This is a genomic window from Flavobacterium sp. LAR06 (genome assembly GCF_041946075.1).
Classification (GTDB): Bacteria; Bacteroidota; Bacteroidia; order Flavobacteriales; family Flavobacteriaceae; genus Flavobacterium.
This window is the reverse complement of sequence record NZ_JAUTYT010000017.1, coordinates 67,180-91,742: the sequence shown is the minus strand read 5'-3', so window position 1 is coordinate 91,742 and position 24,563 is coordinate 67,180. Positions and strand designations below refer to the sequence as shown.

Annotated in this window: 14 protein-coding genes; 3 read left to right on the top strand and 11 right to left on the bottom strand. The window is 37.0% G+C overall.

Annotation, left to right across the window (positions count from 1 at the left end):
* Window positions 1-240: 240 nt before the first annotated feature.
* From Q7C23_RS20620 to Q7C23_RS20610, 3 genes are all read right to left on the bottom strand, one after another.
* Window positions 241-663 carry a hypothetical protein gene (locus tag Q7C23_RS20620; protein WP_375034272.1) on the bottom strand — a complete coding sequence of 141 codons (423 nt, stop codon included), beginning with the start codon at window positions 661-663 and terminating at the stop codon, window positions 241-243.
* Entirely contained in the window at window positions 650-1,660 is a 1,011-nt protein-coding gene (locus tag Q7C23_RS20615) for a hypothetical protein (protein ID WP_375034271.1), read from the bottom strand. The genes Q7C23_RS20620 and Q7C23_RS20615 overlap by 14 nt, the downstream gene beginning before the upstream one ends.
* Window positions 1,661-1,874: 214 nt before the next feature.
* Window positions 1,875-2,030 (bottom strand): hypothetical protein, encoded by a 156-nt coding sequence (locus Q7C23_RS20610; RefSeq protein ID WP_375034270.1) that lies wholly within the window; start codon window positions 2,028-2,030, stop codon window positions 1,875-1,877.
* 340 nt (window positions 2,031-2,370) lie between these two features.
* Here Q7C23_RS20610 and Q7C23_RS20605 point away from each other — a divergent pair, with 340 nt between their 5' ends.
* Together Q7C23_RS20605 and Q7C23_RS20600 are read left to right on the top strand one after the other, a co-directional pair.
* Window positions 2,371-3,576, top strand: coding sequence for a hypothetical protein (locus tag Q7C23_RS20605; protein WP_375034269.1), 1,206 nt, complete (start codon window positions 2,371-2,373; stop codon window positions 3,574-3,576).
* A 128-nt stretch (window positions 3,577-3,704) separates the two neighbouring features.
* Complete coding sequence (locus Q7C23_RS20600) at window positions 3,705-3,863, top strand: hypothetical protein (protein ID WP_375034268.1); 159 nt, start codon at window positions 3,705-3,707, stop codon at window positions 3,861-3,863.
* A 368-nt stretch (window positions 3,864-4,231) separates the two neighbouring features.
* Here the strand turns inward: Q7C23_RS20600 and Q7C23_RS20595 are convergent, their stop codons facing one another.
* From Q7C23_RS20595 to Q7C23_RS20565, 7 genes are all read right to left on the bottom strand, one after another.
* On the bottom strand, window positions 4,232-4,786 hold the full coding sequence (locus Q7C23_RS20595; RefSeq protein ID WP_375034267.1) for a hypothetical protein: 555 nt from the start codon (window positions 4,784-4,786) through the stop codon (window positions 4,232-4,234).
* A gap of 42 nt (window positions 4,787-4,828) precedes the next feature.
* Window positions 4,829-5,296, bottom strand: a complete 468-nt coding sequence (locus Q7C23_RS20590; RefSeq protein WP_375034266.1) for a hypothetical protein — start codon at window positions 5,294-5,296, stop codon at window positions 4,829-4,831.
* Window positions 5,286-6,281, bottom strand: coding sequence for an RHS repeat-associated core domain-containing protein (locus Q7C23_RS20585; protein WP_375034265.1), 996 nt, complete (start codon window positions 6,279-6,281; stop codon window positions 5,286-5,288). Before Q7C23_RS20585 ends, Q7C23_RS20590 begins: the two co-directional genes overlap by 11 nt.
* A 144-nt stretch (window positions 6,282-6,425) precedes the next feature.
* Entirely contained in the window at window positions 6,426-7,322 is an 897-nt protein-coding gene (locus Q7C23_RS20580; protein ID WP_375034264.1) for a tyrosine-type recombinase/integrase, read from the bottom strand.
* A complete protein-coding gene (locus Q7C23_RS20575) occupies window positions 7,315-8,226 on the bottom strand; it encodes a tyrosine-type recombinase/integrase (RefSeq protein ID WP_375034263.1) in 912 nt (303 codons plus the stop codon). Before Q7C23_RS20575 ends, Q7C23_RS20580 begins: the two co-directional genes overlap by 8 nt.
* A gap of 108 nt (window positions 8,227-8,334) precedes the next feature.
* Window positions 8,335-9,969, bottom strand: a complete 1,635-nt coding sequence (locus tag Q7C23_RS20570; RefSeq protein WP_375034262.1) for a hypothetical protein — start codon at window positions 9,967-9,969, stop codon at window positions 8,335-8,337.
* 514 nt (window positions 9,970-10,483) lie between these two features.
* Window positions 10,484-11,164: a recombinase family protein gene (locus Q7C23_RS20565; RefSeq protein WP_375034261.1), complete on the bottom strand. Its 681-nt coding sequence runs from the start codon at window positions 11,162-11,164 to the stop codon at window positions 10,484-10,486.
* A 1,353-nt stretch (window positions 11,165-12,517) separates the two neighbouring features.
* On the opposite strand from Q7C23_RS20565, the gene Q7C23_RS20560 reads away from it, so the two are divergent.
* Window positions 12,518-13,420, top strand: coding sequence for a helix-turn-helix domain-containing protein (locus tag Q7C23_RS20560; RefSeq protein ID WP_375034260.1), 903 nt, complete (start codon window positions 12,518-12,520; stop codon window positions 13,418-13,420).
* A gap of 500 nt (window positions 13,421-13,920) precedes the next feature.
* Here Q7C23_RS20560 and Q7C23_RS20555 read toward each other — a convergent pair whose 3' ends face one another.
* Window positions 13,921-24,561 (bottom strand): thrombospondin type 3 repeat-containing protein, encoded by a 10,641-nt coding sequence (locus Q7C23_RS20555; RefSeq protein ID WP_375034259.1) that lies wholly within the window; start codon window positions 24,559-24,561, stop codon window positions 13,921-13,923.
* Window positions 24,562-24,563: the final 2 nt, after the last annotated feature.

The window sequence follows — 24,563 nt, the reverse complement described above, 5'->3', positions numbered from 1 at the left end:
ATCAACAACATGTTTTTTAAATAAATCGGGAAGTTTTTTTTAAGTATTCTACTAAAATCCTCCAACATATCATAAAATCTAAATACAAACACGGGAAAAGTTGGAATTACAAAAATAATTGGAGCAAAATCCCGCAAAGGTTTGGGGAAAATTAGAAGCCAAATTATACTTACTATAAGTATTGAATAAAAATATATTTGAACTTTGGTTCGTTGTATCATTTTTTAGGTTCATTAATAGTTAAATTACCCGTTTCAGTTTCCTCTCTTGAAAATCCTTCTTTAATATAGCCATTGTATCAGTAACTTGCTTTACTGGATTAACAATTATAATATTGGGATACTTAGAAATAGATTTTGCGAAATAAAAAGCATTTATCTTTAAGTTATTTATATTTTTTATTTCTTCATTAGAATCTGAAATGTTATAATTTATTCCCGAATTTGCGCTATTATATCTTTTTCCATTTACAAAATAAGTAAAGTAAAAATTTGTTGTTTTTGGCAATCTAATCTTTGATGTAAATTTTACAACAATTTCTTTTCCATTTTTTTCTATATTATTTTTTACAAAAACATCTTTCAAACAAAGATAAAGTAAAACAAATACAGCAACCATTAGGATAAGATGGCCTCCGTTTAATTTAATTTTATTTTTCATCATTATTATTCTGTTTGTCATCTACCAAACTTCGAATCGTATTTGTTCCTGTTGATATCAATGTTTTAAAATATTCTCCTACAACTTTTCCTCCAAAACTTTCTCCTGAAAAGTAATTATCTGTTGCTTTTCCAAAACGGTTACTAAGAGTAGCTGAACTAGCCTGAACTGCCCATTTATCAAAAGAATCTGGAGTTTTAAAACCTTTATTAGCTGTATAACTAAATGTTTCTCCAAATACGGCAGGACCAATTCCTGGAACAATTGAACTTACTGTTGAAATCGTATTTATATCTCCAAAACTATTACCATTTGCTAAGTACTGAGCTGTAGCATTTGATAATGCACTAATCGTTCCTGTCTTCCAAGTGATTTGCGCAATAGCAGTTGACCATTCCGAATATAAATAACCACTAGCTACTGAAGATGCACCTCCAACACCTGCCGAAAAACAACCTGATATTGCAGTAGTTCCATACCAAATTGAATATGATTCATAAGATGATGCTATAATGGGAGATAAAGTTGCACCTCCATAAATCACAAATAGACTTGCTGCTATACCAGCAGTAACATAGCTAGCTTTTTGAGCAACTTTTGTTGCGGTCACAGTTCTACTCAATGCCTCCTTCCGTTTTGCAAGAAGTGCGTTAGCCTCTGCTCCATCTTTTGCTTCTTTTGGGCTATATTTTGGTGCATCAAGACCTAATGCCTTAATACTTCCATTTATAAGTCGATCCATAGGCCCATCCATTATTGCAGAATGTTTTTCTAAACCTTCTAACTCAATGTTAGCAATAACATCATTCTCACTAAATGCATAAGGAGAGTTCCAAGGATATTTACCGTTAATGGGTCTATCGCAAAGAAACCCAATACGTGGGTCATTCATTCTTAAGGTATAATTTAGAGAATTCCCTTCGCCTTTAATTTCATCATCCTTTTCCTGTCCTTGGAAGCCGTAACGATAACTCTCGCTTTGCCCGTGTCTTGTAGGCACAAGCATTCCAAAAGGACAACACCTTATACGCTTTTACGGTCGGTTTTTCTTATTAAGAACGTGACGCAAACATATACAAAAAAACCGCTCAGATTATATCCAAACGGTCATTTTTATATAACTATAAGTCTTTTTCTCTGGTCAAAATATCAGATAACCAAACTTCTCCATTGGATGATTGTATTCCAATTTCAATTTAAGGTCATCGATGCTTTTAATAACCAAACTTCTCCATTGGATGATTGTATTCCAACTTCAATTTAAGGTCATCGATGCTTTTAAAATCATACCGTTGAACACTCGTTACATAGCGATACCCTCCTAAGTATTGTGTTTGCCTTAGTCCAAATTCCTTGACCCAAATCGACATTCTGGACTGTTTGAACTGCTTAAAATAAATGTGGGTCTAAAAATTAATCTGAGATATTTTTCAAAATACTACTCCAAAACTATTGACTACTCTATGATTTAGAAGTATACTTGATAATAAGCAATAACTGAGAGAAAACTCATTAAATCCTCGGTTGCTGGCAGATAGCTTCTGCCAGTTTCTCTTACCAAGCCAATCTAAGAGACCATAATCCATCTATGCGATGGAACGAGAATAAGAGAATATCACAATAAACCTTACAAATGATTACATTGCCTATACTGGCGATACTGGATACTTAGACGTGCTCCTAAACGATTACAAGCTGTCAGAATCAGCAATGCGTTTCCCAAACGTAAATTCTATCCTAATACCAAAGAAAGCCCAGTACAACCTACGAAAATACGTTTCTAAAGACTTGCTCAAAACGATTGACAGCGATATTGACTTAGCCGTTGAAAAGTGTCTCGTGTTCCTATCCAACCTAGCCAGTACGTACTATACTGAGTCCAAATGGAAAGCCCTTAATTCTGTTATACTGCACGAGCAGACCAACGTACTGACCACTGGAACACGCACAGGTGCGTTTATCGAAGTTGATAAAAGCTATCAGATTGGTTCGAAGTCCAAAAAGTTCAGATTAACCCAGACCTACCTTAAAGTTGGACTCGTTGAATATCTCATCAAGGATGCAGGGATTATCCGCACCCGAAATAAGATGTACTACCAGCAGTTATGCGAAGCCCTAACCAATCCGATATGTTCCAACCTTATTGCCATGTACCCAAAGATTGATTTGCCGACCAGCGAAGAACTGCTGGCTATCGGCAAGCAACTGGTCAAAGAAGGTCGTTGTACCAAAAAAGGAAAAATCCTGACCATGAGCAACAAGCATCTAAATAGCTACTGGATAGATGCTGATAACAGGAGCTTCGTTGAGGACAATATCAGGCTCTTTGAATTTCTTACGGGTCGTGGGTTTATGATTCCCAGTGCTGGCAATATGTCTAGCGGTGGTCGTATGGTTGATAGCTTTAGCCTTATGCCCGCTTGGATACGTGAGCAGATTACCGTTGAAGAAGTAAAGCTAACCGAATGCGATTACAGCTCACTGCATCCCAATATTGCTGTCAAGCTGTATGACGGCTCACTGACTTACCTCACACACGGATTAGTGGCGGAAAAGACTGGAATTGACCTTAAAGATGTCAAGATTGAGCACCTGAGTTTTTTCAATATGAAATGGAACGATATGCGTCAATCTCCGCTGTTTGGCTATTATTCAACAAATGAGCCTGACATGCTGGCTAGAATCTATCACGACAAAAATGAGCATGGTCATAAGATTACCTCCCAAAAGATGTTTGCCGTTGAGGTGGATATTATGAGCGCAGTTATCAGGGATTTGAACGCTAACGGGGTCTATGTCTTGTACGTATATGATGCGCTCTTGTGTGAAGAAAAAGATAGCAAACTCGTAGCTGAGGCCATGAACCGTATCATTCTGGAATATGGTGTTATGACCAATGTTAAAAATGATTTTTAGTAAATAATATTGATTTAATTGATTCAAAGCATGAGCCGGAAACGGCTCATATTTCAAAATACACTCTTGATGAAACGATAAATCTTTACGAGATTTTACCGCAATTATCCTTTTGTGTCGAAGATATTTTGAAAATCATTTCTGGTCTTGATAACTCCAACGTAGAAATGGCTGAACTTGTGGATTATTTCAACAAACAGTATACTCAGCAAAAGTATAATGATTATGATGGAGTTCCGATAGCAACAACAATAATTTCAAAACTAAAAAATTTAATAAAACCTTAAATAGTAAAATATGCGTTAATCCTGCTCCGCAGGATCGACGCATATTATTATTAGATTTCATTTTAAAAGTATAATTAATAGGTACTGATGCTAGTAAATCAAACCATAATACAAGTATTAAAACCATGCTTAAGGAGTGCTGAAAATACATGATAAGCAGAATCCAGATGCGTGTTATGTATCTGAAAGCTTTATAAAGAGTGCCTAAACTATGATAAAAGAAAAAACCTAATCCCAGAATCATATCCAGTATTAGGTTTTGTTTGTACTACCAATCATTTTTACAAAAACAATTGTCCAATTTTTAAAACGATTCCTTATGTAGAAGTTGTTTTTATAAAAGTGTTGGGTGGAAATCTAATTTACAACTAGCCAATCCTTTTTATTGCCATTTCAATATCTGACACAACTCTCTCTGCTTCCCAAGAAGGAATGTTTTTCCCAAATCTAAGTTGAGTTTCATCGCTTTTAATTTCTATAGTCCCCATACTTATTATGTATTGCATTTCTTTTTCAGCTGTCCCAAATCCAATATAATCCATTGTTTCATTATCTAATGGGTGCTTTGTAAAGTTTTCTTCGCCTATGTATTTTATATGTATTATTTTTTCTAGTCCGAACTCAGTTTCTTTGAATTTCCCCAAACTTTTATAAACAACTTTTAAGGCTTTATTATTTACTATGACATATTCACTGTAGAAAGCACTTGCTATATATCTCTTTGCTACTATATATAAAAAAAAAGCCAATGCAAAAAACAATAAGGAAAAAAGCGTATCTTCTTTAATCTGTGAAATTCCTATAAATACAAAACCTACAGTTGCTGAAAGTGACACAAAAGCTGTAAATCCAAAACCAAACTTTAAAATTGCTTTATCATTGTTTTTTATATCAACACGAGTTTCATGTATTTTATTATCCATTTATTTTTTCTTTTTTTCAGATTTATCTGATTCATTTTAATATTACTCTTCCCAGCCTACTCCATTGTAATCAAAACTTTGTAAAGCTTTATACGCCACTATACGAGTTGTGTTGGATTTTAATTCAATTCCTAAGCTTTTCCTATCATAATTTTTAAAAAATCGGACTTGATAAGAATTTTTAAAGATGGGATTTTCACAATGCATAATAAGCTTAATGTTTCCAATACTATCAATTTGAACATTCCACCTCGTATTGTCTTCCTCATCTTCTGCAGGATATTTATAGATTTCTGGGATTGAGAAGAATCCTTCTCGAAAACTAAAATAATTTATTAACAAATCATCTTTACAATCTTTATTTTTTATTTCAAACTCATCAATAGCCCAATTACCAATAATTTTTTCAGAAATTATATCTTTTTTAGATTGACAAGATGATGTTAATATTAGAATACCAACAATTAAACATTTCAAAGATTGAACTATATGGTTTTTATTATTTAACATTGGTATTATCTTTTTTAGTTTCTGTTGTTTCTTTAAATTTAATCTTTTTTGTTGTCGCATCCATCTTTCTTTTTTCCTGTTGTCCTTCTTTTGTTAAATCACGATAAATTTCCATTCCTGCTTTTATAATTTCGTTCGTATACTCTGAAGAACCATCGCCTCCATATAGCATTACATTAGCAATTAATGAAAGATTTTTTGTGTCTCTCATACTTGCAGGAATATATGATTTTTGAGTAGATTTTAGAGCCTTTTCGATAGCAGGCAAAACCTTTTTTGTTAGTATATCCTGATGCTCAGCTAATAAATTAGCATCTTGAGTTATTAAATGATTTTTGTACCATTTTAAACTTGTTGATACTAGTGCAACTGCTACTGTAGCTTTATTTGCTCTTACTGAATTCGAATAATTCAATTGAGTATCAACATTTCTTTTAAAGTTATACTTATTAGCATGATTTATTGATTCTTTCTTTCCTCCATAAACATCACTTTCATCAAGAATTCCTAGTGATAAGTCTTGTTCTACAAATCCTATTCTAATATCGTCTTTCACGGAAGTTCCTTCATATATGTAACGTCCCAAATAGATTAAATCTTGTTTAGGGAATCTATATAAGAATCTATCCCAACTATCGTAAACATTCGTATGAACCATGTTATATGATGCTTCATTAAGATTATCAACATTAATCATAGCAGCACCATAGGTCATTTTTATTCGAGATTCATTATGTCCTAAAAATTCTAATCCTTCTAATTCTGTTCCATCAATAACTCTATTTTCGGCAAAAGCATAAGGTGAGTTATGTGGATATTGTGGACTCAATGGGTCTAACGATAAAAATTTACCTATCCTTGGGTCATACATTCTAAAGGTATAATTCAACGAATTTCCTTCACCTTTGATTTCATCATCTTTCTCCTGACCTTGGAATCCGTATCGATATTCGTTGGTATTCCCATGTCTAGTTGGGACTTGCATACCAAAAGGATAACACCTTATACACTTTTTGTTGTTGATTTGTTTTGTTAAGAACATGCGACAAACATATACAAAAAAACCGTCTGGATTATCTCCAAACGGTCATTTTTATACTACAATACGCTTTTTATTTGTCTGCAATATTCAATTATAGTCAAATTTCTCCATTGGATGGTTGTACTCTAATTTCAATTTCAAATCATCGATGCTCTTAAAATCATATCGTTGGACACTGGTCACATAACGATAACCACCCAAATACTGTGCTTGCCTGAGTCCAAATTCCTTAACCCAAATCGACATTCTGGACTGCTTGAACTGCTTGAAATCCTTCACATAATGAAATTCTCGTTTGATTCGCTTCATCATTCTGGACATGACAGCCTCCAATCCAGTTGCATCGCCACAACTAAAAAACAATCTGTTGGTTTGAACTCCGTATTCCGATGCCAGTTTGGGTCTGACATCATAAAAATATTGGGACAGATGCATCATTTGTTTGGGATTGAGATTGATATACCGCTCGTTGGTTGTGAGTGTCTGGGGTACGTACAATCTGGCTTCTTCCAGCTTCAAATCTTCCAAATCCAGTATCCCTAACTCGTTGCGCTGTAATCCCAGAAATAGCATCATACCCAAAATGCACCTGTCCCGCTTCTGAACCAAGGTATTGGCTGAGGTATCACGATAGATGGTTTCCAGAAACTCTTCATCAAGCAACTGTGTAGGTGTCTTGCGTTCCCTTTTAGTTAAATAAACCAATAATGCGGGATTTGATTGCATACTTATGGCTTGGTTGAAATGGGTCAATGTCGTTTTGTAAATCCTAATGTTCCCGCTGGTATCGCCTTTTAATCTTCGATACGCCAGAAAATCATAGGTTTGATTGAGTGATACCTTTTTTGGGTTGATGTTGTTTGCTGTCAGCCAATCCAAATAACTGTTTATACAAGTCCTGTATCCTTTGAATGTGGTCAGGGTGTAGCCTAACTCGGTCGTGATATAGCTTTTAAACTTGGCTAGTAATTTTTCTTTATCCATAATATTCGCTTTTTAAGTGGGTGTAAATCATTGTTGAATCAAGGCTTGTATGTCCAAGAAACTTAGCTACATCTTCGATAGTCATGTTTCGGTGCAGATGTGTAGCTATCGAGTGCCTGAGCAAATGGCAAGTAACCGCTTTACCGATGTTTACCTTTTCAGAGAGTCGTTCCATTACTTTGGCTAATGTACTGTTGCTCATTTCAGTGCCTCGTTCCGTTATCAGTACTTTGGTTAAATTACTGGTTGAATCCAGCATCATGTTACGAACGTTGAACAGATACTCTTCAATATTCTGCTGGACTCTGTTTGACATTGGAACGTCTCTGGCGTGTTTGGTCTTGGATTTATCGATGTGGATACGTCCTTTGTTCAAATCAATTTCCGATATTTCAAGCTCTAGTGCTTCTTTTCGTCTGAGTCCGCAACCGTAAAGCAGGCTCAGAACCGCTTTATCACGTATCCCGAGCAGACTGGAATCGCAAGCGTTGAAGAGTATTTCAACTTCATCCTCCAATAGGATTTCTTTGGGCTGTTTCTCAGTATTGTCAATTCTGATTTGGATACCACTCTGACCGTGACCGATTTCGTTCTGCTGGCTCATAACAAACTCAATGAATCTTAAAACTGCTTCCCGATGTTTGAGTAGGTACGCCGTTGACATTGTACCGTCTTTGGTTTGTAGCGGTCTATTTTTCAAGTACTCAAAATACTCGCTTACCTCTTTTTGATTGATTTGGTTGAGGCTCGTGATGTCATTTTGCTCCAAATAATGCAGGAACTCTTTCACGCTGTTGGGTTTGTTATAGACTTGAAATTGTGATGCTCCTTGTGTCTGTAATCGGATGGTGAAGTTTTCCAAAGCTTCAATGAATGTGATAGTATGTAATTCGAGTTTTCTCATGTTTTCCTTTATATACATTGTTTTAGTTTCTCAATATTCAGGTCTAGCTCACTATTGATAAGGCTTTACCTCGTGAGAAACTTGTGGTTTACTTCTGGGATACTTGATTTATAATGCCAGTATCTCATTTTTGAAAGTTTCGTACTGCTGGGCTGTATCATTGGAATCGTTCCAACTCACTACTTTATAGCTGTAGCCGTCTCTTTGGTTTCCTCCAGTGCGCTCCAACTTGCCATAATCATACAGGATGTTGATGTGTCTTGCCAGACTAGACGGGCTGACCTTTAGCTTGGCTCGCATGTCCTTGACCAGAAAATCTGCATCCTCGTAGCTTTCTTTATGGTCTCTGATAAGCATTTTTTGGATTCTCCCCAGTGTACCCGCCACGTTGAAGGACAGTTCCTTTTCCTGTTTGAACCAGATTTCTCTAAAGTATTCCAACGCCTGTAACATGTGGCGGGGTTGTACTTCAATCTGATTTGCTCCATTTTTCTGGATTACTGGCAATTGTTTTTGATGCAGCAGTGCGATGAGGTTCGTCATTCTCAAAAACTGGGTAATTAGCTTGTTGTCCTTGTTGAAAGTGGCTGAGATATTCAACTGTTCCAGAAAGGGATTAACCACCGTCATGCTCTTTATCTCCCTGAATGCGCCCTGCAATTGTCTTTGACTGCTGAGTATTTCTTTTTCATCCAAAAGCCCCGCAAATCGCCTTATTTGGATTGTGGCAATCGCTTCTTTGATGGCATTGGCGTTGGATATTGGCAAAGGCATTACCGTATCCGAGTTCATAAGTACGTGGAAGCCTTTAGCAGTGGAACTGATAAAGCTCAGATTGCCGTTTACCGATTTGTTGCTGGCTCTATACATTCCCTGCTCCGTGTTTTCCGTGACCAGTCTGTTAACCTGACCTTGCAAAATCAGTTCCGTGATAGCGGTGTTCTTCTTTCCCAGCGTGTCGATGCTTGGCAGTAACAGCACTTTGTTTTTCCAATAGTTTTCGTTCGGGGCATAGTACAGCACGCTGTCGGATATTGAGGTCTTGAATCGGCTGGTCTCTGCTGGCAGGACGTTGGAGAAAGTTTTGATTAGCTCGCTGGTCAGTTCCGCATTGCCCTGCAAGATTCCGTGCATTACATTGGGCTGTTTACTGCTTAGCGCAATAAGAAACAATTCCAGTGCTATTTGACCACATGGCATGCCTGACTGTATTAAGAGCTGTTGAAGGTCTTCCAGCAGTGTTTCGCTTTTCAGGAGTTGTGCGGTCTTTTTCTGTTCGTGGCTGTTGCTAAGCGGTATTACTGGCTTGTCTTCTCTGCCCGTGGTTTTGTCCTTGCGGTAGGTTTCCAGCCTTTCGGTCAGGTCATAGATAAAATCGGCTATTTGCGTGGATTCCAGCTTCAACTTGATACTGGCCTGCTTGATAAAATGCTGGATATTATTCTCATTGTACAAGTCCACATTATTGCGGTATACGTCACCTGCACTCATTTGAGGTCTTCTCGAAATTTTGAGCATCACCTGAAAACGGGTCAGGGCTATGGTGTTGATGCCTCCGATTACTTCGGCTTCGAGGTTTCCGTTCTGGTATTTGATAAAATCATGGCTCGTTAAATCCAATCCGTAACCGTTTAGCAGGGGTTCTTCGGCTTGCAGGGTTGTTTTGGGGTCGAAATTGATTTTTATGAATGCGTTTGACGCTTGTAATGCGTTGGTATTTATGGCTTTGTTGGTATTTTTCATGTTGTGTACTTGCTTTAAAATTAGACATAGGAATAACCGTTCGGGTACTGTCCCGAATTGGTAATCTGAAATATAAATTTGATTTTAGAGCCTGTTGTTCAGCTTTACAACCTGCTCTTTTTCCACTATTTAGCTAATTGAATGGCGAAAAATGATTCTTGCAATAATCTTTTCCTTTTGTTTTGTTCACCAAAGGTAAGAGAATAAAATGTAACTCAAAAACATGTAAAAACTTACAATTATTGATTTGTTAATTTGCTAACTCAATTGAGTTATCAAAACACTTTTAAAAAGTTAAAACATTAATAATCAATAATCTAACTGTTTAATAACTTAATTGAGTTAGCAAATTATTCAATTTATTGCATCATTGATAAAACTTTAACTAATCCTGACCCCACATTTTTTTCCTACAGACTCAAATATAGGTTGCTGATTTCCTGTTCTCGGATTCCCAAGTAGATTTTAGTGGTTGAAACACTGGCGTGGGACAATAACAATTTACTATTATTAGCTATGCGACCATTGCTGTAACTGTTCTGTTATACAATTGAAGAACCGTAGGAGCATAAAACTTATTTCCGTGTCTGGTCTTGAAGTTGAGTTGGTTAAGATAATCTGCAATTTGTCTGTAGCTCATTTCTTTTTCCTTGCAGTTGAGGATTATGGACTGAGCCTGTCGATTTCGGTCATTATTCACTGCATTGTCCTTAATACGTTGTACACCTTTGGCTCTGGCTTCGCTGGTCAGATTTTGCGGATTGCCCAATTTTACTCCTTTTTTCTTGAGTTCCGCAAGTGCGACCTTGGTTCTGGAGCTGATAAGCTTGGCTTCCTGTTCCGCAAGTGCTGAAAAAATATGAATGGTGAAGTTATTGGCTGATGGCATGTCAACCGCCAGAAATTCGATTCCTGCATCCATTAGAGAACTCACAAAGCTAACATTGCGGGCAAGACGGTCTAATTTGGCTATCACGAGAACCGCTCCTTCATTTTTTGCTTGTTGAATCGCTTTGTGAATCTCTACACGTTCACGTTTGTTTGTTCCTGTCTCAATCTCAGTAAAATCCTTTAAGATAATTCCGTCCTGACCATCCACATATTTTTCAACTGAACTTTTTTGAGCTGATAATCCTAATCCAGAGATTCCTTGCTCTTTTCTGCTTACTCTATAATACGCTACAAATTTTTTCATGATAATGTCGATTTTAAATCTTAAACGTCCGTTTGTGATTTATTACACTGCAAAGATTCCAGGCTTTTTTGGATATTCCTAGAAAAATCCTGGATTTCCTGGGCTGGCAGGTTTTTTGGTTCATTTTAACGCACAAAAAAAGAGGCGTTAGCCTCTTTCCTTTGACTGTAACAGTCGTAAAAACATTTCAATTTCCTTTTGCGTGAAGTTCTCCGCTTTCAACGATAGCGGATATTTGATATTTTGGGTCTTAAGTACTTGCTGTAGTTGGGATAGTCTTATTCTGATTCTCATGGTCTCTTTTCTATAAATATGGTCTAAAAACCAAATCTCAAATTTTTTACTCAGAAATTTTTTTCCGTATTTTTTGCTCAGAATTTTTTTTTGTCGGTTTCGATAGCGCAGTGAACGGACATATCCCACGCAACAGGGGGCAATGTGTACATTGTCGGGATAAAGTGCGGGGGTAACTAAGCTCGTGAGGATTAGTGTTTACAGGGGGTGCGGGGGATTGCGTGACCATGCTGGGGGGCTGTTGAGGTGATTGTCTCGTTTTGAGACCCATCCAGCAGTTACAGGAGCAAATGTCTCCTTAGCGGAACCGTATGGGGTGGTTAGGGTACTTTATATTGCCTATAAGGCTTGATTACTCTTTCGCTATATCTTCAAACAGCTGGATTCTCTTTACGTTGAAGTGCGTTGCCCTAAGCCTTTCCTTTCGTTGGAATAGTATTGACAATCTTTGCACCTAGGCGTGCTGTGCAACTGCTCCAGCGTTGCTAGCCTATCCTTTGTATTTAACTGGTGAGCGTGGGAGCTTGCTCTAGTAGATAATCTTTGCGCTAACCCTTTCTCTTTCGTTGAAGTTTGTTTGATAATCTTTGAGTTGGATGAATCTATTTGCGTTGAAGTATTGCCTTATCCCTTAACTTGTCTTTGTGGTCATCAAGACCACATAAGACATATCTTTGTTTATCTCTCAGTTATCCGCTGTCTACTTCCGCCAGCAATAACTTACATAGTTAAGTACCGCACTATTGCGGTATTGGGTTTTTGCGGTATTGTTGATTTTACTGGGTTTGTTACAATACCGCACATTTGCAGTATAATGATTTTGTTATGATGGGTAAATGCCTTTATCATGAATCACACTTCAACGACCCAACCTGTACCCACCAGTTTATTTCAATAAGTATTGACCTTTTCAATGAGTATCGTTATACTTGAATATAAATAGCGGAGTAAACCGCTTTAACTAAATCCCTAGTGCTGGGATAAACAGGAGTCGACACCTGCCCAGCTCTTAGTCTAGGTCAAGGACTAAATCATAACGCTAAGATAAAGCCACGCAACATGCAAAAGAAAAAACCAAACCAAGAAAAAAAGTACAATAGAATAACAATCCACGTCAAAGAAAGACCAGCAGGCACTTTCAGCCTAGTATCCAACACAATCCTATATAATAAGAACCTAACCCATTTCGATAAGTTACTACTCATTAGCATCCTAAGCGATGACGATACTTACATATTTAATGTTATGACCTATGCTAATCGATTTGGGTGTAGCGATGATACAATAGGCAAATCAATCAAAAGACTTAAAAAGGCTGGATATATCAAACAGGAAAGAGTACCAAAACGCTTCAACACGTGGACTTATAAGATAAGCGAATACGGAAACCTAAACAAGGAATCCATCGAAACGCCCGAACTGGAAGCCCCAGCGGTGGAAAATACATGCGACCCATCCGAGCAAATACCTTCAACGGAACACATAAGCGACCCAATACAAGATTCAACCCTAACGGTTGAATCTGATGTTAAACCCATAGTTTTAAAAGACTATGCTAATTTAATTTTTGATGAGATTGACAAATCAATTATGAACGACAAAGACGTTGATATTGAAAATTGTATTGCGTATTTTAAGACTGCAATAACTAATGGCACTCTTAAAAGTGTCGACCAGCTAACCGTTGAAAATATAAACCTGATAATAGATAAGTTTATCATCAATGAACCCGTACAAGTTACACCATCCAAAATAACAGAAACGGAATGTGTTAAGATAATCGAGAACAAAATGACTGGAGGAACTGTTAACCAACGCAAAGACACTCATAAGAAGGTATTGCAGTGGTTTATTCATGCAAATTACAACAAGACCCAACAAGAAATCGAAGCCAAAACCTTTACAACACATAACAATAGCAAAACATCAGGTAGAGTAATTGACCAAAAATATAATGACTAAGAATAACAATAATCGATTTATAAGGTGCTGAAAATATAAGACAAGCAGAATCCAGATGCGTTTTATGTATCCAAGCTTTACAAAGAGTGAATAAAAAACAAAAACCTAATACCAGAAATATATCCAGTATTAGGTTTTATTTAAATACTTTATTCGAAAAAAAATAATTCTCTTCTTCAACACAATTCCTTAAACGAAATACCTCAAAGAATCGAGAACAACGATGTATTACTAAATGAAAATTAAAAAAAATACAATAAGTAATTCTATGTAAAATAAAGTTAAGAAAAGTACATAGTATCTTTTACAATTTAAAATAAGACCCCTATCGATACCACTTGCTCTTAATAATGCTTGATTTAGAAATTTTAAAGAAATACGTTTATCTGTATTAATAATGCCTTTCATATATAAATCACGATACAGGGAAGCTACATACAAATTTAGTAATACTAAAAAAAGACCAATGACAGTTAAAATAATTTTCATCCTTAAAGTGTTTAAATAGTTTTCTTTGTTATATCCGTCTTACTATTCTTTTCAGCTTTATTGAAATTATTTTTTCTAATATCTTCTTTCTTTGCAGTTTTTTTGCTACTTGAATCAGATTGTAATAATTTATCGGCAGGCTTTGTTGCTTTCGTAGATTTAGGCTCTTGTTTAGCTACTTCAGAATCATAATAACTTTTAGCAACATTTATAGCTTTTTTCAAATCTTTAACAGGAATACCTGCTTCATCAGCCCAATCCTTAACCGTTTTATTAATATCTTTCCACTCAACAGTTCCAATTAAAAAAGAATATCCTAAAGTTGCATGCCCTTCTGCGCCCGCACCCGCTCCTACTTTGGGAATACCATAACCACCTCCCATTTTCACATCATTTACAGCACCAGTTTTTTCATCTTGCTGTAATGAAAAGGACAAGTCACCACCATTACCCATAACAGACCCACCTACATTTAGTCCCCATCCACCTAACTGTTCACTATTTGTAACGTTAGGATAGATTGCAAGTGAACCACCAGCCGCAAGAGAAATCCCTGCACCCAAGCCAGCTTCTGGGGTTAGATACAATGAAATTCCATTAGGCGCAGCGGCTACAGTGACATTTGCAGCAGCAGATACAAACAAAATAGTTGCCCTTGCACCTATAGTCACAGCTGCTGCCTCTAATCCTTCAAGTTCAATTCTATCTATTACCCTATTTTCAGAAAACGCATAGGTAGAATTCCATGGATATGATTTTGCAAGTGGGTCAGTCGTGAAAAACCTACCAATCCTCGGGTCATGCATCCTAAAAGTATAATTCAATGAATTCCCTTCACCCTTAATTTCATCATCCTTTTCCTGTCTTTGAAATCCGTAACGATAATTGTCGCTTTGTCCATGTCTAGTTGGGACTTGCATACCAAAAGGGTAGTAATCTGAATAGCTAAGAACGTCTGCTGAATAATGATCGGTGCGATATAAACTTCTATCTGAAATTACAGAAAGAACATTCCCTAAATGATTTGACAGTTCGTATTGTTTGTCTCCCACAAAACGGAAGGCTGTAAGTGGCTCTGCTGGCGTAGCATCTTTACCTTCTCCCTGTGCCAAACCTTCGCACACATCTCCAATCCCGTTATTGTTGGTGTCAGTTTGATCAGAATTCGCAGTAATTCTGCAATTATCGCATACATCACCAACTCCGTCTGCGTCTGTATCTGCTTGGTCAAAGTTAGTTTTATTTTTGCAATTGTCACATACATCACCCACACCATCCTGATCTGCATCTAACTGATCGGTGTTTGCTGTTATACGGCAATTATCGCATACATTACCAATTCGGTCATGATCATCATCTTCCTGACCCGGATTAAAGATACCAGGACAGTTGTCTTCTTTATCTAGCTTGCCGTCACCATCTACATCTCCTTCTTTGGTACCGCAAAACCCCACCGTACGACTAATACCTCTCAAAGTCATAGGGGATCCTGTTACAGATAGTGCATTTCCAGATCCAGCGCCTTCGTCAAAACTATATTCGTTTACTTGTACATCTTCAACAAACTGATCATTTTTAATCGTATAACTAAAATCACACATTTCTGATAAAAGAGCGTTGTAATTGCTAATACCCTCATTATCTCCACTCTTTCCGTCGTAGTATTTAACACTTGAACTCCCTAAAGAGTTTGGAGGCAAAGTGATATTAAGCTCTTGTGAATCTCTGTTTTTCCCAAGTACTTCTATATGTCCATCTGATTCAGTTACCGTAGCAGAGGCTTTAGCTATATAAACGTTTCCGTTTACAGTTATTTTTACTGTATACGCATCATTTTCATCTTTTGTTATAACAGCTATAAGATCCCATTCATCTTCTGGAATAGAAGTTGATTTAATTTCATAATTAGTCCTATATCTGTAATTTCTGAAACCAAATTTTGTTTTTCCGTTCGATTTATATTTATTATGTCCTCTTCTGTAATCTACAAAGGAAACAAAAGGTAAATAGCCTGTCGAGGTTTTTTTAACCGACAATAAAACTGTATTCAAATAAGACGTTGAACCATCCTCCGGCCATTTACTGCCACTTTTTGAAACTCCGTGAAGTGCCGCAACAACACCTGTTGAATTTACAGTATTTTCTGCAATTTTTAAGTGTGCTGTTAACGTTATCGCTTTTGTTTTTTGTATTGAATTATTAAATAAATTAATTGAATTTTCTGGTTTTTCAGTCCAGAACGTCCCGTCCGTTAGTGTATCGAAGGTCAGGCCATATTGCGCAGCAGTATCAGCAGTAACATTTGCAGCCATCACCATTGGTTCTACACTCGCAAGTAATTTACTGCTTACTGCGCTTTTGCGAAGCACGTCCGTAATAGTTGCAGCACTTATTGATTTTCTGCCTTTTTCAACACCAAGCCTGCTGCTTCCGTAAATGTCCTGCTCAATAAGATCATACGTTAGCTGATTGCCTGTTTTGTTCATTTCATAAGTGCTCAAAACATTCCCTTGTGCATCACGCTGGTAAAAAGTTGTAGTTGTTTTAGTAGGAGTTTCAACGATTTTAGCAATCCTGTTTCCTAAACCATCATATTGAAAACTAATAACGGTACCATTACTTTTGGTAACCGATTTTACTTTTCCATCAACACGCCAGTCAATATCAATACCTTCCTGTTTGTCTTTGATCATCTGGCCAATTTCATCATACTGGTAGTTTTCCTCGGCGGTCTGATTGTCAATATCCAGAGAAGCATCATTTGGGTTTGTTGCGCTATTAGAAAACACGCCATTTGCAATAGCATCGTTAACACGCCTTAATTGGTTTGTCCCCGAATTATAAGCATAAGTAAGCTGATCCATTGCAGTGCTAACCCCATTTTTAGGAGCAGTCCTGAAAAGTGTTTTTAAATTTCCGTTTCGGTCAAAACTATAATTCGATTCATAACTATTTGCTATCGTTGTGCCCAGGACAGACTTTGAGGTCATTTCTTTAATCCTGTTCAGCTGATCGTACCTGTAATAATTATATTGGGTAGGTATCGCTGTACCATTTTCATTTACTAATGAAGTTACCATTTCTTTAATATTACCATTGTACACACTTCTGTTTTCTTTTGCCAGTGCAGGATCATTACTGTAGCTAAAGATAGCTACATCTCTTGAATTTGAGCGGGATTTGTAATCGCCGGTATAATAATTTAAGGCAAAGCCAAAGGTATCCTGAGCAACACTTAAGCCGTCTTTTCCGGCATCATAATCTTTACCGATTCTTTCAGAGTTGACTCCTTTGAGCCAACCTTGTAAAGTATAAATGTAATCCAGACCCTGAACTTGTTTGTCTCCAATTTCAACACGCGCCAAAGGGCCGTGATCATAATATAAATAATTGGCTTCTTTTTCCCAAATGATATTGTCTTTACTGCTATACACCTGTTGAATCCTGTTATCAGCATCATATTGGTAACGGTGTATGAATTGATCTTTAGGATTATTTGGCTGATACGTTACTTTGTTTACGTTACCATTGATTAAGTCATAATCGTACACTATTTTTTTGGTTGTATTATTGAGCAATGATAAATCACCATTGTTATTATAATGTACCAATTCTTTCACATTTCCGTGGACATCATAATCATAGAAAATACCGTTTGCGTAACCTGATAGAGGTGACCCATTATTCATTGTATCAAAATACAAAACAGCAGTTATGCGTTTATGGCTGTTATCAGATCCATAAGCAGTAAACCAGTTCTGGGTATCTGGTAGAGGATTGTCATAAACAGTTTTAGTCACCTGTTCTGTAGCATCGGCGATATTATACGGATAATTGACCGCTTTCTTTACAGCATCTGCATCAACGGCTTTTTTTGCATCGTCTTCTAATCTTCCATTTTCATTAATTTTTATAACAAGCCCTGTTTTTGTTTTTAGCTGACCTGCTTCTGTAATTCGACCAAGGGCATCATAACGGGTATAACTGAATTGTGACTGCAGTTTTTGCTTTGCGTTTTGGCTGGCTATGATTCGGCCCAGTTTGTCGTAGGCAAAACGAGTTTCACCACCATCGGGAGTATGTTGCCAAACCAGTTGGTTCAATGAATTGTATCGATATTGTGTCTGCAAATTATGAAGCGGACTAACCGGAACCCCATTAACTGGTGTGGTGTCTTCTTTTTCTGAATTTGTTTTTCTTACATTATCAATAGTATCGTCAGAGGTTGGCTGTAATCTTTGTACACCTTCCGGCGGAACTGTCTGCACCAGGTTTCCTGCCTGATCATAATAGTACAACGTATATTGATACTCTTTATCGGTAGTATTCTGGTTTAATTTTTCGGTGATTCCTTCCAGGGCGGCTTTTAGGTAATTTTGTTTAAAAGTTGCTTTTTTATCGGCATAAAAAGCATCAGAGATTTGCTGAATACTGGATTGGTTAATCGCTTTTCTGTAAATCTCACATGGAGTTTTGGCCCCTTCCTCTGCAGGCAGATTCAAACTGAACGATGGCGCAATTGTAGCCGGCGCACAAATGTCATGTATAGTTACATAAGAATTTGCAAACTCATTCCATTTTTGGGTTTCGCCCTGAGGATTTTCAATTTGTGATTGAATATAATTATAATAAGCATTAATAACGTTTGGAGTTTGCTCATTTCCATATTTTAATTTGGTGCTTCCAAATTCAGCTATGGTTAAAAACAAAGGATCCTGAGCTATTTTTATATCAAATTTAATTAAATAATCTATATAATCTGTACTGATATACCCAAAATTGGCTTCGCAGAAAAAAGCACCACTATTTCTTAAATTATCAGGAATCTGGTAAGCCGGCATTTTAACCTGTAAGCTTGTTATAAATTCAGTCCACTTATCCCCGCATATTACAGGAGCTACCGTTGGTGGAACGCAGATATCGTTGCAGGTTGGTGAGCCTTCTGAAAAAAAAGTTGATCGTAAACTTATATTAGTCAGACTTTTATTCGAACCAGGCACATAAGAATCAATTGTAAAAGTACCATCCTCATTAAAACTAAATTTAATAGAATTATTCTCTTGATCCAGAAAATCCTTTGTTGCGGATTTTTCTGAAGGATAATCATCAGCAAAAAATCGACAAAAAGTATCTCCATAACCAGTTTGATAAGTATCACTAACCGTCGTCACGTTAAATATATTGGCTTCTTCAATTGTAACGGATTTACCACTAATGTCATTATAAACAATCCGAGCCTGATAATCACTAGTAATATCTATAGAAGTGATTTTACGTACCAAAGAAAAGTTAGGTATAGAAATCATTATCATTGTGCTCTTCTTGGGAAGAGGCATCCCAGTTTTATTAAAATTAATAGAAATTCCCGCATCTCCTGAAATAATTGAAGTCCAAAATGTTGCCAATTCAATAATTTCTGGTGGGTTTTCCGGTAAATATTTTTTTAAATAATAGTTTCGTGCTGCTTGAAAATGTTGCTGTAAATTTGAGTCAGTAATAAAATGAGCCATAGTTAAATTCTCAGAACAATTAAAAGCAAGAAAATTAGGGGTTTTATTTACTATAATGCTATTGATGACATCCTTTAAGTTATCTTCATATTTAGATTCTACTTCATATGGAAGTCTACAAGTATCAACCACAGGGATACTATTAGGATCACCGCAAAGATCCCCATACCCATCCCCGTCAAAATCATCTTCACCGCAAGGCGCACAGCAGGCAAAATACAATGCATTATTTTTTCCCGCACTAACAGTACCCGATTTTGTTTCGATTCTGTATCGCAAACCAATGAATTTTTTAGTAACCAATCTGACAATATTGCTTTTCCCTCCTGTCTGTAAATCGCCAATGAATAAATCTTTAACCGTCCCCAGACTTGTATTCGTATTCCCGCCATTTAGTTTGACACGCACAATATCATTTATGGTAATGGAAAAAATTCTCTCGTCCGATACCACGTCATAATTCCATTTTACGCTATCGGTCGAAGCACTTCCAAAGTACGATTTTAAATAACCTTTACTAAAAACATTGTTACCGGTTATGTCCTGTGTGGCAGTTATACTGTTGTTGGCCTGCAGATCCAGCATTAAATCACGTAAAGCGGCAGCAAATTGGTCTTTTTTGGAACACTGATTATTATCAAAAGCAATCACTTCACCCACACCCGAACCGCCGGAAAAGTAGCATTCCCCAACGGCTGCTTTGGTATACCCTTCTACTATTACTTCTTCGGGGGTTATGCAATTTGGAGCAGTCCCTTTACGCACAATCGTTGCCAAAATGCTAAATTTAAAGGTTTTGGTGCCTAAATCATAAGAGATGTAATGGAAATTTTTGAAACCTGCTACATCCGCCCAGGTTGGAAGATCTGTAGTTTCCCCGCAAGCATTTTTATAACCAGAGGTAACATTTACAAATTTTAACAAAATTGGAGTGGCAATACTGCTTCCCTGAACTGTAAAATCAATTGCCAGGTCTGCATTATTTGTTCCTGTAGTATGCCCATAAATTTTCGGGGGTTCCTGGACAGCGCTTGAATCAAAATCTTGGTTGACCTGAGCATTGAAAATGCCGACCGTTAAATAAGGCATGCTATAGACAAATCTATTGAGCAACAAACCATCTGGCTGGATGGTAGGATCTACTAAACCTTTTAAGAAGCTTTCCATATCTGAGGCCAAAGGACATTTTCCGGTTTCAAGAAATAAATTGGCTTTTGCCTGCGCCTGGGCATTTGCCATTACTTCAGTATCACTCAATCCTGAATCATAATTATAATCAGCAGAAACAAAGCGTTTTTCCTTATTTACATAATAAGGAGCTGTTTCATCCATACAAATTGGTGCAACACCATCTAAACCTGATGGAAGAGAGGGAATGTTGGACAAGCTGCCTTCAATTAAAGTGGCTACTGTAACATCTAAGTAAACTGCATTGTATTTTTTCAATAATGTACTATAGGAATCAGTGTTTTTTGCATCACCAATACAGCTGTTGTTCATCTGTTTTTTATTGGCATAAATATGAGCAAATACAGTTCTTGTTTTTTCTTTTAGGGCAAAATAATAATTCTTAAAATTGCCCCATATTCTTTGCTTTAAATAAGAATCAGAAAGGTTATTGATATCACTTAAAAGTGTACTGTTGCTTTTATTTAAAACATCTTCATAAGCACTTACAGGTGTAATTCCGTTCGAGTACGCTGCAAAGAAATAGGCAGCCTGCAGCATGTTCATGTTTATGTCGGCATTTTGGGAACTTTTAAAACTCATGCCATCAAAGTTAGTATCCAAACCTTCCTTGATAATTTCTTTTCGCAGACCGAATTCTTTTGCAGTTTCGATTTCAGAACCTAATGTCGCGCTGTAATAAGGGTCCACTGTAGCTGAGGAATTTACCAGCTGTGCTACCATACCAGCGCTGGCAAATACATCGTTTTCAGGCAAGCCGGTATCGCTGTTTATATATTCTAAATTCCTTATTTCCTGATCAAAACCATCAGAGTTCCTGCCATTTTCTGTTTTGCTGCAAATAGCCAAATTGTATAAATAATACTGATATTCGGGATGATAAGCCAATAATGATTTCGCCCAACCTGACTGCCAGGAAGCCAGGAAGTCAGCCACGCTTTCCAAATATTGAGGTTCCGCAAGACGAACATTTTCATCTTCACTTCCAGGATCATCTACTGTTGGGTCAGGTTCATTTTTCTCAAAATACCTTAAGGCTGGACTGTACCTGCCATCTTGCATTTTTACGATCCTTATCCTTGAGATTTCACCATTTTCACCTTTGTAGCCCCCAGCAGGATGTCGCCAGTTGAATTTTGAAGTTTTTACTGTAATAGAACCATTAGGGAGATCCGGGTCTGCTTCTGTTGTGCTTTTGTAACCACCGTACAATAATTGATTATTTTCGTTAAAAACACTCAAGATACTGCCGTCAGTCTGGTCTTCTGCCGGTACTCCCTCACCTTGGAGAATATCATTCCCAAGCCCCTCAACTGAACCATATTGCCCCCCAGGACTGACATCTGCCAGCAAAGTCTGCTCGTTAATACTGCAGATGTCTGCGGGCTTCTGGCACAATTCCCTGCAGTTGGCAACTAATGACCTAAACTCAGACTGAAGATGTTTTTTGTAAGTAAGCAGCTCATCAGCAGTAAGTTCAATTGATGGAAGATTAGAGGTAACATATTGTCCTTCGGCCAGAATTAAATACGGTTCCCTGGCTGCTATGTCTCCCAGACTGCTTTCATCAGACGGGAAAGTTCCCTTATAGGATATTCTATCAGACTCATTTACCAAATTGGATGAAACTAAAGCTTCTTCACAGCTTCTGCAGGTAACATTACAATCACTCTCCTGAATCACGGTTTCAAATTCGGTAGTGACTGGTTTACAGGAAGTACCTTTTCTTAATTGATCGACGTAATCATCAGCATAATTATTAAGCACATCGGTATCTATCTGTAGCTTTTTAGTCATGTTGTAGATTCCTTCATCTAAGAAATCATAACTGCCATCACTTTTCTTTGTCTTTCCTTCAAATGTTTTTTCGATTTTAAGTGCAGTAGGTGCATAAGAATTTATGTCAAAAGCTCCAATTTTTGAAGAAAGTTTTGCCTCGTTTACGCCTAACAGTAATTCATTTGCACAATCATCAGTCATACTTATAGACCAATCGTATACAAAAGGATAATATTTGTTAGTTAAACAGCTGTCATTATAACTTCCTATTGTTTTCTCAAAATCATAGTTAAATGAAATACTATCTTTTTTAATCACATCAACAGTACTGTTTAAACGAATTCCGTCTTCAGTTATAGTATTATTTCCCGAAGCATATTTATAATTTTTATCTAATAAACTGGTGCTTGTTCTTAAATGCAGAGCGGGATCAGATTCATCATCCAGAGAAATTAAATTTCCCTTTTTATCACCTGCAAGAGCGGTCGCGATTGTTCTTCCCTGTGGATCTAAATAACTAACACTAATTTGTCCGTTTGGATCAATTACAATATTTTTTTTATAATGCGAGGCATCACCCACTTTATAACCAAATAACCTGTTAAGCTGCGGTTGGGATGGACTTCCATAGAAATATCTCATTTCATGTCCTGTTCCAATTTGATGCTCTTTACCTACGCCGCCTCTTCTTTTAATACGCCCTGTATTATCTGGTGTATATTCAGTTTGGGAAAAAGGAAGTGATTGAGCATCCGGAACCAAATCCTGATGATTATTTTGAATAGTATTATTGGCAGAATAGTATTTACTGGCACCACTTGTATTTGACATGCCTTCAATAGCAGTTGGCTCACAGTCTTTTTTATTGGAGTCGTCCCAATCAAAATCATTATGAGTATAAATGGCTGTACCCTGACTATTTTTATTTAAATCAGAATAAAAATGCACTCCTGATGATTCTACAGGAACAGGTAATATCTCAACTGCGGCACGGCCTTGATTGTCATAAATAACTTCGCCAACAACAGCTTTATTATTTGAGTTTATCTTCGTAACGGTCTGGCGATTTCGTAGCGAACCATCAAAATAACTTACCACTTCTTTCTTCTTTCCGTCCTGGGCAAAAGAAGATTGATATTGCCAGTTTTTCTTTCCTAATTCGTGGTTTTGATCAATGACTAAATAATGAGACCAATCGCTCAAAAGCTTGTGCGCTTCTGCAAATCCCGATGTCCAGTTTCCATAATAATTTTTAGAAATATCATCTAAAAATCTTCCAACAGGCCGAACTCTGTATACAATATAACCTTTTAAATATACTATTGGAATCCTGTAGACTGTTTCTTTGGTTTGAATCCTTGTGCTGTTTAATTTAAAATCCCGATCGGTTAAAGCAATTTCAGTTGGGGCCAATGTACCACCATTTGCTGCAAAATTGTCAATCCATGTCCATTCCAGTTCATACTCTACTGCAGGTGCTGCAGGATCATTATGCCATGAAATTAGAATTTCTTCCGCTCCTGCGCTAACGCTGCCTACTTCGGCGGCTTGCGTTCCATTGTAATTTATAAATTTATGCTGTAGGGGAAGAACAGAGCTTGACTGCGTACTGCTCAGCTGCAGATTATAATAACGGTCGGTACTGAATTTCAATTGCAGATAGGCCATTGAATTTTCAACAGCCGCACCCGCTTGACCGTTATAAACAATAGATACAACATTTACATCCGCCTTATGTATACCAGGTAAATTATACACCGCATAATCATCAAACTTAAAACCTTTAGTGCTATTATCATGTGTAATTTTTAAAGTAACTGTAGCGGGATATGTTACAGTATCGCCTGCTGAATTTGTATAGGAGCTTATTACATGTCCTGAATTATCGTAGGCTGTAATGGCTAGTGAAATTTCACAGGAATAAACTTTCCCATAATCGACCGGGCTGCTTTTATCCTCATTAAAACCAAAATGAATTGAAACGGCTGGATTTACAGAGGTGAAAACATTTTGTTTTTTTATATCATCGTATTTAGGATCTGTAATTCTTAAAGTTGGTTGTCCTTGTAATTGATTTCCAACTAATTTATCCTCTAAATGGGTTTCCTGCTGGGCAAATGTCAGCATTGAAAAAAGAGTACATGCAGATGCTAGTAAATATTTTTTGATAGACATAT